Raw genomic sequence first — 14,850 nt, 5'->3', positions numbered from 1 at the left:
TATACTCTCAAATATACTAATTATCTTACTATCGGGGATTTTATTTTTTGAATCTCACCCTTACCTCCGAAGGCGATGCCTCCGGCTACCATATCAGAACCTTTCAGATCATCATAAAACTGTAAACCGTGAACTGTAAACTTTAAACTATTTTTTACCTTTGCAACCCTCATGGAAAACGACACTTATAAAACACTGGCAGCACCGGGAGAAGAAACACTCTTTAAGGAAAAGAACAGCAAGTTCTTTGGCTACGCCTATCCGGTAACCAGCGAAGAAGAGGTAAAAGTTATCCTGGAGGATTTACGAAAGCAGCATCATTCGGCACGCCACTGGTGTTACGCTTTTCAATTGGGTACCGACAAGATATACTACCGCGCCAACGACGACGGCGAACCCAACAACTCAGCGGGTATGCCCATATACGGTCAGATACAAAGTTTTGGAGTAACCAATGTATTAGTAGTATCGGTACGTTATTTTGGCGGTGTAAAACTTGGCGTTGGCGGACTCATTACAGCCTACAAGACTTCAGCACAAATGGCACTGGAAGCATCGGAAATTGTAGAAAAAACTATCGACGTACATTACACCCTTAAATTTGGGTATCAGAATATGAACAAGGTAATGCGCGTGATAAAGGAAAAGAATCTTGATATTGTTTCTCAAAAAATGGAAATGGATTGCGAGATTGTAATTTCAACGCGTAAAAAAAATGCTCCCATGGTATTGGAAGCATTTACTAATTTATATGAAATAGTTATAAGTTGACAGTTAACCGTTAACAGTTTTAGCTTAAATCAAGCTATTACAGTGAACTGTAAACAGTAAACTTACAACTAAATTTGTTAAAGAAAAATACGACGATCCGCATAGTTTTCACGACAAAAAACACACTAAATTAAAGCATTTAAACGTTCTGTAATGTATGAAGGAGGTGCTGTTGGACGACCGGTTTTCCCATCAACAAATACTAAAACTGAGTTACCTGTTGTTAATAACTCACCAGCTTCATTTAATATCTCGTAGTCAAATTCTATCTTAACCGAGCGCTGTTCTTTGAATATTGTCCTTACTGTTAATAAATCATCATAACGGGCAGGTTTTTTGTAGTTCATTGTTAAGCTAACAACAGGAAGCATCACACCATCTTCTTCCATAGACTTGTAGCTAACTCCCAGATTACGAAGCCATTCAACCCGTCCCATTTCGAAGTATTGTGCGTAATTTCCGTGATAAACCACTCCCATTTGGTCGGTTTCCGCATATCGAACTCTTACTCTAAATTCATGAAAAATCATATTTTATTTTTGTTAATTTTTTATTAAATCTTTACTTTAATGCTTACAATATTTTTTTTATAAAATCAATATACAAACCGTTTTTTTTTACAAAAAAATGTGTTCATATTTGTTCCTCCAAACAAGAGCATTCTGTATACTCTTTCCATAGTTGGACAACCAATTAATAAACATCTAATATTCAGGATTTATGACTAAAACTGCGCAATCGGTATGGGAGAACTGTCTTGTTTTCATAAAAGACAATATTCAGGATCAGGCTTACAAAACCTGGTTCGAACCGATTAGAGCCGTTGAGTTAACTGATAACGCTCTTTACATACAGGTTCCGAGTAAATTCTTTTACGAATGGCTCGAGGAACACTATGTAAAATTATTAAAGGTTGCTCTTACAAAAGAACTTGGTAACAGCGCGAAGTTACTATATAAAATTAAGATGGAAAACACTTATGGCAATAAGCAGCCTTTTACAGAGCAGCTGCCAAGTGCCCATCGCGCGCCTGTTAAACCTCAGGAAGTTGACGTTCCTCTACAGAACAAAAACCCTGAGCTTAAAAACCCATTTGTTATACCGGGAATCCGTAACCTTAAAATTGAATCCCAGCTGAATGCAAATTACAGCTTCGACAATTTTTTTGAAGGTGATTCTAACAGGCTTGCCCGCTCTGCAGGTATGGCTGTTGCCAACAAACCGGGTGGAACTTCTTTCAACCCATTATTAATATTCGGTGGTGTAGGTTTGGGCAAAACCCACCTTGCACATGCTATTGGTGTTGAGATTAAAGACAAATACCCTGAAAAAACCGTACTATATATTTCTGCCGAAATTTTCACGCAGCAGTATATCGACTCGGTTAAAAGAAATACTAGAAATGACTTTATTCATTTCTACCAGCTTATCGATGTGCTGATCATTGACGACGTACAGTTCCTATCAGGAAAAACAGGTACGCAGGACGTGTTCTTCCACATCTTTAACCACCTGCACCAAAATGGCAAGCAGGTAATCCTTACCTCAGACAAAGCTCCTGTAGATATGCAGGATATCGAGCAAAGGCTATTGTCCCGTTTTAAATGGGGTCTTTCTGCCGAGCTTCACCAACCGGACTATGAGACAAGGATATCTATCCTTAACAACATCCTTTACCGTGATGGTGTAGTGATGCCTGATGAAATAGTAGAATATGTTGCCAAGAATATTAAAAGCAACGTTCGCGAACTTGAAGGTGCTATCATTTCACTTATCGCACAGTCGTCTTTCAACCACCGTGAGGTAACACTCGAACTGGCCAAACAGGTAGTAGAGAAATTTGTTAAGAATGTGAAACGCGAAATATCTATCGACTACATCCAAAAAGTAGTATCAGATTATTTCCAGCTTGACGTTGACACGCTTCAGTCCAAAACAAGAAAGCGCCACGTTGTACAGGCAAGACAGCTGGCTATGTTCTTCGCTAAGAAGTTCACTAAAGCATCATTGGCTAACATCGGTTCGCAAATTGGTGACCGTGACCACGCCACCGTGCTTCACGCTTGTAAGACTGTTGATAACCTTGTAACTACCGACAAGCAGTTCCGTAAGTTTGTTGACGACATCAACAAAAAATTATCGATATAATGCCCGTTAAGATTTTAATGGTGTGCCTGGGAAACATTTGTCGTTCTCCATTGGCAGAAGGTATCCTGCAGTCTAAATTGCCTGCGGGCGATTTTATCGTGGATTCTGCCGGAACAGGCAACTGGCACGCCGGGGAAGGTCCGGACAAACGTTCTGTTGCTACCGCAAAGAACCGCGGACTCGACATCAGTTGCCAGAAAGCACGCCAGATAAAAGTTTCTGACTTTACAGAATTCGACCATATCTATGTAATGGACACCTCTAACCTGAGTGATGTACAAAAGCTGGCTCCGAATGCTTCGGCGAAAGCCAAAGTAAAACTGATGATGAACGAGGTGCATCCCGGTAAAAACGTTAATGTACCTGACCCTTACTACGGTGGCCCTGAAGGTTTTGACAATGTATATGATATGCTTGATGAAGCCTGTGAGATCGTAGCCGGTAAACTTTTGAAGGAGTATTCTTAATGCTTACTTTTTGTCATTGCGAGCGCAATGCAATGAAGCGCGGCAATCTCATTCATACTCTAAGATTCTTCGACTCCGTTGCACTTCGCTCAGAATGACAAAAACCCGACTGAATAACCTACCTTTGTACACATATTAATTCATGCTAAATTACAGAATTATGAACCCAACAGGCAAGCTATATCTATTACCCGTACCCCTAGGCGATGATGCCGACCCGAAACTGGTTTTACCCGATACCGTAGCACGATCTATTGAGTTCATAGACCATTATATTGTAGAGAACGAGAAAACAGCACGCCGTTTCATCAAGGCGATACTTCCTACCAAAAAACAGCCTGATCTAAAATTATCTGTCCTTAATAAGCATACCGATGCCGCAGACCATTTATCGTTCATACAACCCTGTATAGAAGGAAAGAATGTTGGCCTGATGAGTGAGGCCGGTTGTCCCGGTGTTGCCGATCCCGGTGCAGCTATCGTTAAGATCGCCCACGAAAAAGGAATTCAGGTGGTACCACTGGTTGGCCCCTCTTCTATCCTATTGGCAATTATGGCCAGCGGAATGAACGGGCAAAGCTTTGCTTTTAACGGCTACCTACCAATTGATAAGTCGGACAAGAAAAGTGCATTGAAGAATTTCGAAAAGCTTTCACACGATAAAAGCCAGTCGCAATTGTTTATTGAAACACCTTACCGCAACAACAAGCTGATGGAGGATATACTGAACACGCTTCAGCCGAACACCCACCTGTGTATTGCTGCAGATATTACCCTGCCTACCGAATACATCAAGACCAAGACCATTGCCCAGTGGAAAAAGGAAAAGATAGACCTGCACAACAGGCCGTGTATTTTTATTGTGCATAGGTTTTAAGGTGATAAGGTTTTATATGTACCTAAAAATACATTAATAAATACCCAAAGATACTGCCAAACAATATAATATAAGCACTGTTTAGTGATGGCCTAAACCACAAAATAAGAAAGCCTAAAACCGCTATCGCTATTGTTCGCCAGTCCGTTAATGCCTCTTGTCCCATTTTAAGACAAACTACAGCTATGATGGCAACCGATGCCACATTTATTGCATCTAAAAATGCCTTAAAAAGAATTGATCTCAGCAACTTACCTTTGAAGTAACCTATAAGACTTACAAAAATAAAGGAAGGTATAAATACACCAAGTGTGGACAACATTGCCCCCATCAATCCATTTATTTGGTAACCGATAAAGGTAACGGATGAAAATACAGGTCCCGGTGTAATTTGCCCAACGGAAATAGCATCCATTAGCTGTTCACGTGACAAAAGTCCTTTGGCAACCAATTCATCTTCTATAAAGGCAAAAAGTACGTAGCCGCTACCATACAATATCGCTCCTATTTTTAAAAACACCCAAAATAGTCCTGAATTGCTAGCCGCTTTTACCGGAGCAAAAAAAAGCACCGGAAAAACAGAAACCACTGCCTTTTTAGCTTTTATAAAATTGTAGATTAGATATAAAAGCCCCACTCCAAACATCACAAAAACTTCATTAATCCCAATAAAAGCAAGTACTAAAGCTGCAATACCAACAACTATGAGTCCGTTACTTTTTAGCGATGCCCTAGCTAATGGATACACCGCCACAAGTATCACAGGAATAACAACAGCCCTCACACCATAAATAAAAGGTTCTGCCTGAGGCAATGTCCCATATTCCTTATACATCCAGGCAAAAGCAATAGTAATAAGTACAGCCGGCAATATAAAACATATACCCGCAATCACTAAACCTTTTGCACCCCCTTTTTCTTTACCAATGTGTATAGCAAGCTCTGTACTGTTAGGTCCGGGAATCAGATTGGTAAGCCCTACCAGATTCAGGAACTGGCCATCGTCCATCCATTGTTTTTTGGCAACTACTTCACGGCGCATCATCGCAATGTGTGCTGCAGGGCCGCCAAAAGCTGTAAAACCAAGTCTAATGAACAAGCTGAGTATTTCATTTACTATTTGCATGTAACAAATATATACAACGTCAAGGTTTTATTTTATATCCATACTTCTACTTTGTAACTTTGCGATTCTAAAAAATTTGAGACTTAGCTTCTCTGCAACTTTGCAACTTCTAAAATGAAACTATTCGACTTCTCCCAAAAAGTAAACTATAAAAACGAAATACTCGCCGGGCTTACCGTAGCCATGACAATGATACCCGAGTCGCTTTCTTTTGCGATACTGGCGGGATTTCCACCATTAGTTGGATTATATGCTGCTTTCATTATGGGACTGGTCACTGCTGTTTTAGGTGGAAGACCGGGACTCGTATCGGGAGGTGCCGGTGCAACGGTTATTACTCTTATCGCCCTAATGAAATCGCACGGCATGGAATATGTTTTTGCTGCTGTAGCATTAGCAGGAGTAATTCAGATATTAGTTGGAGTATTTAAGTTTGGGAAGTTCATTCGCCTGGTTCCACAACCGGTAATGTATGGTTTCGTAAACGGACTGGCGGTTGTAATATTCATGTCGCAATTAGAGCAGTTAAAAGGAGCCGATGGCAGTTGGTTATCGGGTTCACCTTTATACATAATGCTCGGCCTCATTGCCCTGACAATTGCAATTGTTGTAGGTTTCCCTAAAATCACAAAGGCTGTTCCGGCATCGCTGGTGGCTATTGTAGTAGTGTTTTTGGTTGTGATTGGCTTTGGTATCGAAACCAAGACCGTTGCTGATATCGCTTCAGTACAGGGAGGTTTCCCATCTTTTCATGTACCCGATATTGCGTTTAATCTTGAGACTTTACAGATTATAGCGCCTTATGCACTTATTATGGCGGCAGTAGGTTTAACCGAAGGGCTGCTTACCCTTAACCTTGTAGACGAAATTACCGGAACCCGAGGCAACAGCAACCGCGAATGCATCGCACAGGGAACTGCAAACATCGCTAATGGATTCTTTTTCGGGATGGGTGGCTGCCCTATGATAGCACAAACGCTGGTTAACCTTTCGGCGGGGTCAAGGGCAAGGCTTTCGGGTATAATTGCTGCCCTGACCATACTACTTATCATACTAGTTGGTGCTCCGGTAATAGGAATGGTTCCCATGGCAGCCTTAGTTGGTGTAATGGCCATGGTAGCTTTTGGCACATTTGAGTGGGCAAGCTTCAGGATCATCAACAAAATGCCAAAATCCGATATTTTCACAGGGATACTGGTAGCTGTAATTACCATCGTATTACACAATCTTGCACTGGCGGTATTAATTGGCGTTATCATATCAGCATTAGTATTTGCCTGGGAAAGCGCCAAACGCATCAGGGCAAGGCACTATATTGATGAAAACGGAGTAAAACATTACGAAATATACGGCCCGCTGTTCTTTGGTTCGGTTACGGCATTCAATGAGAAGTTTACCATTGAAAACGATCCACAGGAAGTGGTGATTGACTTCAAGGAAAGCCGTGTATCGGACATGTCTGCTATAGAAGCACTAAACACATTGGCTTCCAAGTACCAAAAAGCAGGAAAAAAATTAAGGCTTCAACACCTTAGCCCTGACTGTATACAACTATTAAAAACAGCCGAAACGATTATAGAAATTAACACTCCGGAAGACCCGGCATACAAGGTAGCTATAGAGAACTTATAACCAATATAACTAGGCCGAAACACCTATTTTTGGTATATTTGTAATTATGGCAAAACTCATCAACCTTAAAATATTCAAACGCTTTTCGGAATCTTCTTCTTTTGGAGGTATTTTGCTTATAGTATGCGTTATAATTTCCCTATTAATAGCTAACACCAGTTTCGCTACAGGATTTCAAAATTTCCTAAATACAGAAATTGGCTTCTCTACTACAGGCATACATTTGGATTATTCCATCCTGACATGGATAAACGACGGACTTATGGCGGTATTTTTCCTGTTGGTAGGGCTTGAAATTAAAAGGGAAATCGTTGAAGGTGAGCTTTCTTCAATAAAACATGCTACTTTGCCGGTATTGGCAGCTATAGGTGGTGTTATTGTACCTGCTATAATTTATACTTTATTCAATGAAGGTACAGCTACCGCAAACGGATGGGGCATACCTATGGCAACTGATATTGCTTTTGCCCTGGGAATATTATCCTTATTGGGCAGCAGGGTTCCAACAGGCTTAAAAATATTTTTGGCGGCATTAGCCATCGTAGATGACCTCATGGCAATTATTGTAATAGCAATCTTCTACTCTACCGAATTGCACTTAAATTACCTGGCATTCGCCGGAGCAATGTTTGCATTACAAATAGCTTTTAACCGTTTCGGGTTTAAAAACATCTGGTTTTATATACTACCGGGAATGGTTATGTGGTATTTCATTCACCACTCCGGCATACATGCCACTATTGCCGGTGTACTTACTGCACTTACACTTCCTACTACCGAAGATGATGTAGAATCTCCACTTGAAAAGCTGGAACACGCTCTTTCTAATCCAGTGAATTATATTATTATGCCCATATTTGCCATAGCAAATACTAACATCACTTTTCAGGAAGGAATGGTAAACGGCTTAACCAGTAATCTTGGATTAGGTATAGTACTAGGTTTATTCTTAGGAAAACCAATTGGCATATTCCTCATGTCATGGCTTTCCGTTAAATTGAAAGTTGCGGAATTACCCGAGGAAACCACCTGGAAGCACATTGCCGGACTGGGTTTATTGGGAGGCATCGGCTTTACGATGTCAATTTTTATAGCTCTTTTATCTTTCAGTGATGCTACTTTACAGCAGGAAGCAAAGTTTGCTATCCTTATCGCTTCAGTGCTATCAGGAATTGTAGGATATACACTTTTAAGCAGCTACAATAAAAAGAAAAAACAGGCCGCTTAATCAGTTACTCTTATTAGTTTAACATCCTTTACGCCTATTCTTTGCTCAAGCCATTTTTTAAGGCGTTCGTTATCTGCCTGAATCAGCACCTTATTGCTGTTGTACAGTGCAACATTAATAGGTAAAATACTGTCTTTGGTTTCCAGCCTTTGCCTTGACACAGACAAGGAGGTTATTTCCGGAAACAGGATAGACGCTTCTTTAAAAAGACCGTCATAGCTCAACCTGTATTCTTTTAACCTGTTTTCAAGCTGCAGGATTTTAAGGTCTTTTTCATTAAGCTGGCTCTCGCCTGTCTTAATCTGATCCATTATATCCTTGCGCAAAGCTGTAAACCTGTCGGTGCTATCTTGCCTGATATGAAGATACACTCCTTTTAAATAACTATTCTTTTCCTTATCCGCCTGAAGTGATTTGAGCTCTTCTTTTGTAAATCGTTTACTAAGAAGTGCTACTTCAATTCTTTTTGGAGCAGACTTAAAATCTGTTTTCTTATACACCACAGTATAACCTTTTTCGGTAAACTCACTGTTTATAAAAGCCTCAGCATTCTTTTTAAACTGTTGTTCGCGATAGAGCGAATAAGCTAACCATGCGCTAGGAACCAACATAATAAGCGTAAGAGTTGTAATAGACAACCTCAGCCTCTTTTGCCAGCTTTTATCTACCTGCTCTTTAGCAGGATACCTTAGGTATTTTACAATCAGAAAAGTCGCAATACCTATAAAGGTACAGTTGATGCAATACAGGTAAAAAGCACCCAGCATAAACGACCACTGCCCTGTTGCTATACCGTAGCCTGCAGTACACAACGGCGGCATTAAAGCTGTTGCTATGGCAACTCCGGGAATAGGATTTCCTTTTTCAGTACGGGTAACCGCAATAACACCAACCAATCCTCCAAAAAAAGCAATGAGTATATCGTAAATATTAGGAGAGGTACGTGCTAAAAGTTCCGACTGGACATCTTTAAACGGACTAAGGTAAAAGTAAAGCGAAGACACCACAAGACTGACAACCGTAGCAATAAGAAGGTTTCTAAGAGATTTTTTCAGCAAATCGAAATCATAGATACCAAGGGCAAATCCGGCTCCGACTATAGGCCCCATAAGTGGCGAAATAAGCATCGCGCCAATAATTACCGCGGTAGAATTTACATTAAGACCAACCGATGCAATAATAATGGCACAGGCCAGTGTCCAGAGATTAGCGCCTTTAAACGAAATATTGCTTTTTATTTCTTCGAGTGTCTTTATCCTGTTACCTTCTCCTTCACGAAGGTTAAAGATCTCACTAAACTTTGTCATACAAATAGGTTATACTACCAATTTACTAATTAAAAGGTTTCAGTACAAGAAAAGCCATAAAAAAAGCCGCTATAAAAGCGGCCTTCTCATTATTTGTTTGTTTGTTGCTTTATATTTTACATCACCTTTGGTTGTTGTTGCGCTACTATGTTTGAAGTATCATAACCACCAAATTTTTTGATGTATGTTTTAAGCGAAGTACCGAAACCGTCTTTAAAAGCTTTGTTTCCATTACTGTGCAAAAAACTTTTAACCGAACCTGCTCCTGCAAGGTGAGCTGCAGCCAATAAACCTGATTCAGTAATTTTAACGCCTTTGATAACCCTACCATCAAAACGGTGAATCTCTTTACGAAGTTCCCATTTGTTTTTAGCAAGAAGGGCTTTAAATGCTTTTTCCTGAAGCGCAGGATTGTTTAAAAAAGCCTTGGTATCTTTAATGCCTATAGCACGAAGGGCACTTTTACCAAATTGGTATTTACCCATGTAACCGAAACGGTTTACAAGTTTGTAGAGTCCCTGAGACTCTTTAAAGGCTACCGCCTGTTTAAATCCTACGTAAGACTTTCCAGTGAACGGAAAGTTAAAATCGACTTTTGCAGTCTCGTCGATGGTTGGTACTGTGTAATTCGTGATCTCGTCTTCAGCAAGGTGAAATCCTTCGATCTTTCCAAATTGTTTTGCTTCTGTCTTTTTAAAGCCCGAGCTTACAATCGTGATGAATAGGGCTAACCCTAAAAAGTATGACCATTTTTTTATCATGTATTTTGTTTTCTCATAAGCTGTCACCTTAATGAAATTACCGAGGCAAATATACGATAAAAAATATAGTTGATAATCAATTAGTTATAAACACCCCTAACTTTAACATAACCTTAAGGTCACAATTTAAGAAGAAGAATCTCCCCTAACTACTGCAACCAAAGGGAGTTACAAAGATTACCTTACGAAGTATTTTAACGGGAAAAATGTGCGGTTTGTCGAATGTTAAATTTACGAAACCGTTAGAAAATCGCCAAAATAAAGTAAGAAAATAAATACATTTTTGTTTTTAGAACGTCAACTTTTGATGATTTTTGTATGCATGCAGAATAAAACGAGATATTTTGTAAGAAAAATATATTATATTTGATTACAATCATTCAAAACCGATATGAAAAATATAATCATTGTTCTTAGTATCCTGCTGACAGGATGCAATTCTCAGGATAAAGACAGTCCTTTCGAACTTGAAATATTGACGAAAGAAGTAAAGTGTAAAGACATGAAAGGAGAATTTCACAATGAATATATAGAAGCTAACGGTGTTCCAATAGAAACGGCAAGAACGATCATTACTTATAAATTAAAGAATAACAGCGACAAAACATATTATTTTAATTTGGCCGAGCTAAATTTTGACCGATCCAAAGATCCATTCAAATATGAGCATATTAAAGATTAACTCTGGTTATATTGACATATATGACAACAAAGGAAATTACCAGAAGCCAAGAGTTAGCTTACCCTCAGTTATTGGCTTATCAACTGAAGAACTCTACAAGAAATCACTAGACTATAATGATATGAGAGTATATTTAGAAAATGGCAAAAACTTTATAATACACCCTAACGAAACCTTATATTTTGAATGGTTTGTTGTATTACCTTTTGGCCATTTACTTGAAGAAGCCAATTATATGGTTAACCTGGATCCTAAACAAAAATATTATGCAGAAATTTTAGTACACAGTGATTCAGCAAAATATAAAGAATGTATCAGCAGGACAGATCTAAAAACGATTGAACACAATGGTTATGAAGTATTTAACGGAACGATAAGATCAAAAAATAAAATTCCTGTTGTTTTTAAATAAATACTGAAACTATTTACTCTTTCCCCAGAAGGCGATGCCTCCGGCTATTGTGTGTGAACCTTTTAGGTTAATTATGCATGTGGTATTGATTCCCTACAGGAAATTTATCCGCCCACGTTTATCATTGCTACCAATATTATTTCCCTAACGGGAAATTACTTCTGTCATGTATCGCGTAGCGATTTAATGTTGGTAGCAACGTTTATAGGTAGTTGCATATTTCCCGTAGGGAATTAATGTTTATTAAGTTTTTCCTTGTCAAGCTCTTTAAAATACGCCTCAATCCTGTTTTGTTCACGCTCAATATTTCTCAACAGTTTGTTAACCGTAATACTATTCTTTTTAGCCTTTACAATTTCATAGACGGAACCGGTATTATACATTTCAGCCGTTGTATCAATTCCATTAGACTGAAAGTAATACTCAATTATATATTTTACTTGGCCTCTTCTCATTGATATAAGATCATATCCCTGATTATAATCCTTTAAATGAGACAAATAAAGTTTAAGCAGAAGGATGTTTGCAATCTCATCATTCTTCTTAATTGATTCTTTATCATGCTTAGAGTAAATATATTTTAAGTCAAATGTATTTAGTTGTCATTTTTGGAAATCAATTTCCATAGGTTTATATCTCAATACATAAGCTTTTAAATCAGCTACATTGCGATTGAGCATTCTAACCTTATCTTTTAATTGAAGCTTTTCTTCAGTAGTTACAGCTTTTCCAAAACCTAATAACCCTCGCGCAAAACTAATATTTATGTATATAACTAAACCAACAACAGCAAGAATAGATATTGCAATTGCAGTTAAAAATATATATACTCTCGTGTTTCTGTTCATTACACTGTTTCTTATAAAAGAATAGACTAAGATAAAACTTTCCTATAAACAAAAAGCACCCACTTTCATGGATGCTTTCATATTATTCTAAACGGTAACCCGGAACTCAAAACCCGGAACCCGAAACGGTCTTATCTCGTTATTCCCATTTTGTTTACCCACGCCACATATTTCTGACGGTTCGCCTCGTGCTGAGCAGGAGTAACTGCAAACTCATGGTAACCAAAGTTGGTTACGCTTGCGCAGAAGTAAATGTAGTTATGTTTTTCAGGGTTTAGCACTGCATCAATAGCCGTGATATCAGGCATTGCAATAGGTCCTGGGGGTAACCCCTCATATTTATACATATTATAAGGAGAATCAATTACCAGGTCTTTAAACAGTACACGTTTAATCACCTGATCAAAATCACCCGATTGTTTTTTCATGGCATAGATAACCGTTGGATCGGCTTCCAGCTTCATGCCTTTGTTAAGGCGGTTAAGGTATACACCTGCCACGCGCGGACGCTCATCTGTCTTCACAGTCTCTTTGTGTACGATAGAAGCCAGTGCAGATACCTGTAGCGGTGTAAGGTTAAGCGCTTTGGCTTTTGCCAGCCTTTCCTCATTCCAGAATTTTCTGTATTCCTTAGCCATTTTCTCTCTTACCTTGTTAGGTGTAGTGTTCCAGAAGAACTCATAGCTGTTCGGGATAAACATACTTAGTACGTTATCTTTATTAAAACCGTTATCGGCAAGGAATTTCTCATCGGTAAAAGCTTCCAGCAGCGAAAGGCTGTCCGGCTCAATCTGGTGCGAAAGGCGTCCAGCTAATCTTTCAATAGTTTCCTGATTATTGAAAGCTACATTAACCGTTACCGGCTGACGCAGCGAGTTGATGATATCGTTGCTGTTCATTCCGTTTTTCAGAATGAATTTACCTGCTTTTACATTGGCAGGGTATTCTTTTTTCTCAGCAACCGAGTTAAGCTTGTCCATATCCTCAACATAAGGAGCAACAAGTTTCTTTACTGCTTCATAATCCGATCCTGTTGGAATGAATACTGCAACTCTCTCGTCTCCAAACTTTGTGTTAGGCGAAAATATCTGTTGATACATCCTGTAACCGATAACAGTTCCTCCAATCACTACAATAAGGGAAACTATCCCTACGATTCTTCTAAGTTTCAATGTAATTAGTTGTTATTGCTGACGGATAAGCTGATAAAGCCCCTCGTCGTGATAGTTATTATTTCTTTTAATCCAGTCTTTTTTCTGACCTATCAATTCAAAGCCAAAATTAGTAAAAAGGCTCACACTTGCAACATTACCCGAATCGATATTCGCATACAACTGATGAAGCTGTAACCTACTGAAAGCGTAATCAATAAGAAGCTGCAAAGCTTCTGTACCTATACCTTTGTTTCTTTCTTCAGTATCCTGTATAATGATGCCCACACCTGCCCTGTTATTCACAGGGTCAAAATCGAAAAGATCGATAAGGCCAATAGCATCAAAAAAGTTCTTTTTACAGATGGCAAGGCGAAGCTGTTTAGCCTCATAGATATCCTGGTGTGCATTCTCTAAATACTGGCGTATAAGGAAACGGCTGTAAGGGGTTTGCGTATTGCTTACCTCCCAGATGGCCTCATTATTTTCCAGCCTGTAGATGAACTCCAGGTCGTCGGGCTCGAGTGCCCTTAAATAAATAGTATTTCCGGTTAGGGTTACCATTCTATTTCTCCGGTGAAAACATATTTTGCAGGCCCTGTAAGATACACTTCGGTAAACTGCTTGTCATTTTGTTTAAAAGACACTTTCAGTTCGCCGCCCGGTGTTTCAAGCTTTACCTCATTGGCATCAGTATTGCCAAGCACTTTCATAGCTATAGCTACGGCAGTTACACCTGTACCACATGATAAAGTTTCATCTTCCACCCCGCGTTCGTAGGTGCGCACTGAAAATTTGTCAGCACCTACCTGAGAAACGAAATTTACATTAGAACCCTTATCGCCATACAGCCCACTGTAACGGATGTTAGCACCAATATTTTTTACATCAAAGTTTGCAAGGTCTTCAACGATCTCAACGTGGTGCGGAGAGCCTGTATCCATAAATACATAGTTCTCATAAACCGAAACGGTATGCACGTCTTTCATGTGCAATGATACGGTTCCGTCCGGAGCCACAGTAGCATGATGACGTCCGTCAATAGCGGTAAATTCGGTTTCGTCGTCTATAATTTCAAGTTGTTTGGCAAATGCCACAAGGCATCGCCCCCCATTTCCGCACATGGTACTTTCATTTCCATCAGAATTGTAATAGACCATACGAAAATCGGTAGTATTGTCGTTCTCTAATAATATAAGTCCATCTGCACCGATGCCAAATTTACGGTCGCATAAATGCCCGATAAGTTTGGTATCATTTTTGGGAAATAAATTATCGCGATTGTCTACCATAACAAAGTCGTTTCCTGTGCCCTGGTATTTGTAAAAAGTGTGTTTCATCATTACTATATTACCGCAAAAGTACAAATATAAATGACACGTAAAATGGTCGCTTTGGCACAAAAAATAAAAATCATTAATCGATAAATTAAAATTAAAT

Annotated in this window: 17 protein-coding genes; 8 read left to right on the top strand and 9 right to left on the bottom strand. The window is 39.2% G+C overall.

Going from position 1 to position 14,850, the window contains the following annotated elements:
- The first annotated feature begins 171 nt into the window (after positions 1–171).
- Positions 172–771 carry an IMPACT family protein gene (locus DEU42_RS10675; RefSeq protein WP_114758292.1) on the top strand — a complete coding sequence of 200 codons (600 nt, stop codon included), beginning with the start codon at positions 172–174 and terminating at the stop codon, positions 769–771.
- A gap of 125 nt (positions 772–896) precedes the next feature.
- On the opposite strand, the gene DEU42_RS10670 is transcribed toward DEU42_RS10675, so the two are convergent.
- Positions 897–1,301: an acyl-CoA thioesterase gene (locus DEU42_RS10670; protein ID WP_114758291.1), complete on the bottom strand. Its 405-nt coding sequence runs from the start codon at positions 1,299–1,301 to the stop codon at positions 897–899.
- A gap of 190 nt (positions 1,302–1,491) precedes the next feature.
- Between DEU42_RS10670 and dnaA the strand changes: the two genes are divergently transcribed.
- From dnaA to DEU42_RS10655, 3 genes are all read left to right on the top strand, one after another.
- Positions 1,492–2,919 (top strand): chromosomal replication initiator protein DnaA, encoded by a 1,428-nt coding sequence (dnaA, locus tag DEU42_RS10665; RefSeq protein ID WP_114758290.1) that lies wholly within the window; start codon positions 1,492–1,494, stop codon positions 2,917–2,919.
- On the top strand, positions 2,919–3,386 hold the full coding sequence (locus DEU42_RS10660) for a low molecular weight protein-tyrosine-phosphatase (protein ID WP_114758289.1): 468 nt from the start codon (positions 2,919–2,921) through the stop codon (positions 3,384–3,386). The genes dnaA and DEU42_RS10660 overlap by 1 nt, the downstream gene beginning before the upstream one ends.
- A gap of 160 nt (positions 3,387–3,546) precedes the next feature.
- Positions 3,547–4,263 carry an SAM-dependent methyltransferase gene (locus DEU42_RS10655; RefSeq protein ID WP_114758288.1) on the top strand — a complete coding sequence of 239 codons (717 nt, stop codon included), beginning with the start codon at positions 3,547–3,549 and terminating at the stop codon, positions 4,261–4,263.
- A gap of 22 nt (positions 4,264–4,285) precedes the next feature.
- Here DEU42_RS10655 and chrA read toward each other — a convergent pair whose 3' ends face one another.
- On the bottom strand, positions 4,286–5,389 hold the full coding sequence (chrA, locus tag DEU42_RS10650; protein WP_114758287.1) for a chromate efflux transporter: 1,104 nt from the start codon (positions 5,387–5,389) through the stop codon (positions 4,286–4,288).
- Positions 5,390–5,503: 114 nt separating this feature from the next.
- Between chrA and DEU42_RS10645 the strand changes: the two genes are divergently transcribed.
- Both DEU42_RS10645 and nhaA read left to right on the top strand, forming a co-directional pair.
- On the top strand, positions 5,504–7,021 hold the full coding sequence (locus DEU42_RS10645; protein WP_114758286.1) for a SulP family inorganic anion transporter: 1,518 nt from the start codon (positions 5,504–5,506) through the stop codon (positions 7,019–7,021).
- A 46-nt stretch (positions 7,022–7,067) separates the two neighbouring features.
- On the top strand, positions 7,068–8,249 hold the full coding sequence (gene nhaA, locus DEU42_RS10640) for a Na+/H+ antiporter NhaA (RefSeq protein ID WP_114758285.1): 1,182 nt from the start codon (positions 7,068–7,070) through the stop codon (positions 8,247–8,249).
- On the opposite strand, the gene DEU42_RS10635 is transcribed toward nhaA, so the two are convergent.
- Both DEU42_RS10635 and DEU42_RS10630 read right to left on the bottom strand, forming a co-directional pair.
- Positions 8,246–9,556: a DUF389 domain-containing protein gene (locus DEU42_RS10635; protein ID WP_114758284.1), complete on the bottom strand. Its 1,311-nt coding sequence runs from the start codon at positions 9,554–9,556 to the stop codon at positions 8,246–8,248. The two genes, nhaA and DEU42_RS10635, sit on opposite strands and share 4 nt — an antisense overlap.
- A 116-nt stretch (positions 9,557–9,672) precedes the next feature.
- Positions 9,673–10,317 carry a peptidoglycan-binding protein LysM gene (locus DEU42_RS10630; protein ID WP_114758392.1) on the bottom strand — a complete coding sequence of 215 codons (645 nt, stop codon included), beginning with the start codon at positions 10,315–10,317 and terminating at the stop codon, positions 9,673–9,675.
- Positions 10,318–10,708: 391 nt separating this feature from the next.
- Here DEU42_RS10630 and DEU42_RS10625 point away from each other — a divergent pair, with 391 nt between their 5' ends.
- Together DEU42_RS10625 and DEU42_RS10620 are read left to right on the top strand one after the other, a co-directional pair.
- Positions 10,709–10,999, top strand: coding sequence for a hypothetical protein (locus DEU42_RS10625; RefSeq protein WP_114758283.1), 291 nt, complete (start codon positions 10,709–10,711; stop codon positions 10,997–10,999).
- A complete protein-coding gene (locus tag DEU42_RS10620) occupies positions 10,980–11,411 on the top strand; it encodes a hypothetical protein (RefSeq protein ID WP_114758282.1) in 432 nt (143 codons plus the stop codon). Before DEU42_RS10625 ends, DEU42_RS10620 begins: the two co-directional genes overlap by 20 nt.
- A 233-nt stretch (positions 11,412–11,644) precedes the next feature.
- On the opposite strand, the gene DEU42_RS10615 is transcribed toward DEU42_RS10620, so the two are convergent.
- From DEU42_RS10615 to dapF, 5 genes are all read right to left on the bottom strand, one after another.
- Positions 11,645–11,866: a hypothetical protein gene (locus tag DEU42_RS10615; protein ID WP_114758281.1), complete on the bottom strand. Its 222-nt coding sequence runs from the start codon at positions 11,864–11,866 to the stop codon at positions 11,645–11,647.
- A gap of 147 nt (positions 11,867–12,013) precedes the next feature.
- Complete coding sequence (locus DEU42_RS10610; protein WP_114758280.1) at positions 12,014–12,259, bottom strand: hypothetical protein; 246 nt, start codon at positions 12,257–12,259, stop codon at positions 12,014–12,016.
- 131 nt (positions 12,260–12,390) lie between these two features.
- The gene (gene mltG, locus DEU42_RS10605; protein WP_114758279.1) at positions 12,391–13,431 is read right to left on the bottom strand and encodes an endolytic transglycosylase MltG; all 1,041 of its coding nucleotides are present in this window, start codon (positions 13,429–13,431) and stop codon (positions 12,391–12,393) included.
- Between the two features lie 12 nt (positions 13,432–13,443).
- On the bottom strand, positions 13,444–13,974 hold the full coding sequence (locus DEU42_RS10600; RefSeq protein WP_114758278.1) for a GNAT family N-acetyltransferase: 531 nt from the start codon (positions 13,972–13,974) through the stop codon (positions 13,444–13,446).
- Positions 13,968–14,750 carry a diaminopimelate epimerase gene (gene dapF, locus DEU42_RS10595; protein WP_114758277.1) on the bottom strand — a complete coding sequence of 261 codons (783 nt, stop codon included), beginning with the start codon at positions 14,748–14,750 and terminating at the stop codon, positions 13,968–13,970. Before dapF ends, DEU42_RS10600 begins: the two co-directional genes overlap by 7 nt.
- Positions 14,751–14,850 lie beyond the last annotated feature (100 nt).

The organism is Flavobacterium sp. AG291 (assembly GCF_003350375.1).
In the GTDB taxonomy this organism is placed as follows: Bacteria; Bacteroidota; Bacteroidia; order Flavobacteriales; family Flavobacteriaceae; genus Flavobacterium; species Flavobacterium suzhouense.
Note: the sequence above shows the minus strand (reverse complement) of the source record. Positions and strands in the feature narration are given on the sequence as shown.